Source organism: Mesorhizobium sp. M0571, assembly GCF_040320985.1.
GTDB lineage: Bacteria > Pseudomonadota > Alphaproteobacteria > Rhizobiales > Rhizobiaceae > Mesorhizobium.
Window position 1 is genome coordinate 1 of sequence record NZ_JAMYQT010000124.1, and the last position, 2,521, is coordinate 2,521.

At 61.2% G+C, this 2,521-nt stretch carries 3 protein-coding genes; all 3 read right to left on the reverse strand.

Annotated elements, in window-relative coordinates; all coding sequences use genetic code 11:
- Positions 1-5: 5 nt before the first annotated feature.
- From tnpC to tnpA, 3 genes are read right to left on the reverse strand one after another with little or no spacing between them, the layout of a single operon-like run.
- Positions 6-1,577, reverse strand: a complete 1,572-nt coding sequence (gene tnpC, locus NKI85_RS37560; RefSeq protein WP_352780923.1) for an IS66 family transposase — start codon at positions 1,575-1,577, stop codon at positions 6-8.
- Between the two features lie 54 nt (positions 1,578-1,631).
- Positions 1,632-1,985 carry an IS66 family insertion sequence element accessory protein TnpB gene (gene tnpB, locus NKI85_RS37565; RefSeq protein WP_023721448.1) on the reverse strand — a complete coding sequence of 118 codons (354 nt, stop codon included), beginning with the start codon at positions 1,983-1,985 and terminating at the stop codon, positions 1,632-1,634.
- Positions 1,966-2,439 carry an IS66-like element accessory protein TnpA gene (gene tnpA / locus NKI85_RS37570; RefSeq protein ID WP_352532721.1) on the reverse strand — a complete coding sequence of 158 codons (474 nt, stop codon included), beginning with the start codon at positions 2,437-2,439 and terminating at the stop codon, positions 1,966-1,968. The genes tnpB and tnpA overlap by 20 nt, the downstream gene beginning before the upstream one ends.
- Positions 2,440-2,521 lie beyond the last annotated feature (82 nt).

Genomic DNA, 2,521 nt, shown 5'->3' on the forward strand with positions numbered 1-2,521 from the left:
GCGGATCAGGCTGCAGCGGTTTTGAGGAAGTTGAAGGGCAGCAGGTCGTCGATGGCTGCGTTCTCGGGGCGCTGAGGTAGTTCAGTGAGGACGTGGCGCAGCCAGGCTAACGGCTCGACGCCACAGGCGCGGCAGGTCAACATCAGGCTGTAGATGACGGCGCTGGCCCTGGCTCCGTCGACGGTATCGCTGAACAGCCAACTTTTCCGACCAGTGGCAAAGATTCTGATGTCACGCTCGAGAAGATTGTTGTCGATCGGCATGCTGCCGTCCTCGGTGTAACGAGTCAGATATCCCCATTGGTTCAGGGTGTAGGAGACGGCGTCGCCGAGCTTGCTGTCCGGCAAGACTTTTGGAGCGATGTCGTCGAGCCATGCCTTGAGAGCCTGGAGGATCGGGACACTATGTTGCTGGCGGAAGCGGCGAATGCAGTGATCTCGCGTTTCGCCGTCATCGGGGATTTGGTTCCGCGCCTGCCTTTCAATCCGATAGAGCTGTTCGAAGAACCGGAGCGCCTGTTCCGGCGGCCCGCCACCCTTCTTCCTCGCCTTTAGGGCATCGACGAAGCGCCGCCTCGAATGAGCCATGCAGCCAAGATGCCTTGCCCCTTCCAGCGTGCGCCAGGCGGAATAACCGTCACTCATCACGATGCCGCGGTAATCGCCCAAGAAGGTCTGCGGGTGTATCTGGCCGCGACCCGGCTGATAATCGAGCAGCACGATCGGCTCGTCACTGTCGTGGCCGCTCCGGTATGCCCACATGTACGAGGTGCTGGTGGCCTCTCTGTCCATTTCCTTCAGCACCTGGACCGTGGTCTCGTCGCCATGGATGAGGGGCTGCGATCTGAGCCGCAGCTTCAGCACGTCATAGATGCGGGAGAGATGCTTTTCGCTCGAGCCGATCACCCAGTGGCCCAGAGCGCCACGGCTGACAGGAACGCCCGCGCGCTCGAAAGCCTGCGCCAGGCGGTAGAGCGGTGTGCCGTCGACGTATTTGTGAACGAGCGCGAAGGCCAGCGTCGAAGCCGTGGCGATGCTGCCCGGCAAGGGTTGTGCGGGCATTGGCGCGGTCACGACAGGCGTGTTGATGCCGGTACGCTCACAATGACGGCAAGCATACTTGAATCGCACATTCTGCAGGACCTTCGCCTTCACCTCGATATGAAGTTGCTCGGTAACGGCCTCGCCCATGCGATGCATCTGGTGACGGCAGCAAGGACAAGCCTTCTGATCGTCGGGAAGGTCGTACTCGACGCGCTCGCGCGGCAGGTTTTCCGGCAAGGCCTTGCGGCCGCGCTTCTTTCCCGTCGCCCCTTCGCTCGCCGGCAAGCCCGTGTCCGGCAGGACAACGACGCCGCCATCTTCGCCGTCGGCGGCGTCCTCATCCGCAGCCTGTTCGGCTTCATTGAAGAGGCGGTCAATGTGCTTTTCGCTCTTCGGCGCAAAACGATGCAGTCGTGCAAGCGCCAGCTCTTCCTCGAGTTTGACGACGCGTTCGGTGAGGTGACGGTTCTGCGCCTGCAGCGCAGCAATACGCGCCATCAACTCTTCAACAGTCGGTTCGCCGGGTCGATTCATCAGATTCTTGAATCGAAAGCATGCCGGCGCGTCAACCGCTCAATTCGAGAGCCCTCAACCGGCAACCTGATATTGCCGCACCGGATGGCGGACCATCGCATCGATATCGATGCCGTCGAGGATCCAGTGCAATTGCTCGGTCGTAAGCGTGACCACCGCTGCCTCCCGGCGCGGCCACCTGAACCTGTCCTCGGTCAGCCGCTTCAGGACCAGCACAAAGCCCGAGCGATCGAAGAACAGGAGCTTCATCCGGTCGCGACGGCGATTGCAGAACGCAAAAACCGCCGGAGCAAACGGATCGAGCGCCATCGTCTCCTGGACCAGAACCGCGAGGCTGTTGATGCCGGCCCGGAAGTCGATCGGCTCGCGGTGCAGGTAGACTTTCAGGTCAGCGCCCAGTCTGAACATGACCCAGTGCTCCGATGGTCGCCGTCAATGCATCCAGATCACCGCATTCCAGCGTCAACGTCACGCCGTTCGGCAGCGACGCGCTCACCTTGGCTGGAGAGGAAAAATGCGCTGTCCTTTTCGATGCCGACCAACGCACCCCATCGCAAGTCCCCGGCAAATCCACCGCAGCCATGCTGCTCTGTCGCAGCAAGGCCCGATCGGAAGTGCTTTCAATCTGAACCGGGATGAACGCAGGTGGCGGGGACGGCGGGAGGGACTGGGTCTCCGCGCGCTTCTTTATCCACTTCCGAAGAAGGTTCGCATTGACCCCATGTTCGAGCGCGAGCTTCGATACCGACACGCCAGGCTCAAGGCAGGCCGAGACAAGACGCTCCTTCGATGCGGCGTCGTATCGGCGTCGCCCGTCCCGACCGACAAGCCTCACCCGCAGTTTCTGCTCATCTTCTTCGATCACTTGGTGTCCACCTATTTCGGTGGACACCTTGTGCATCAGAGCACTCAACAGCAAAAGGTGCGGGGAAATTCGCGCTTAC

Excerpts from the sequence above, each read along its gene's own strand:
- tnpC (WP_352780923.1), bottom strand. The coding sequence starts at position 1,577 with ATGAATCGACCCGGCGAACCGACTGTTGAAGAGTTGATGGCGCGTATT.
- tnpB (WP_023721448.1), bottom strand. The coding sequence starts at position 1,985 with ATGTTCAGACTGGGCGCTGACCTGAAAGTCTACCTGCACCGCGAGCCG.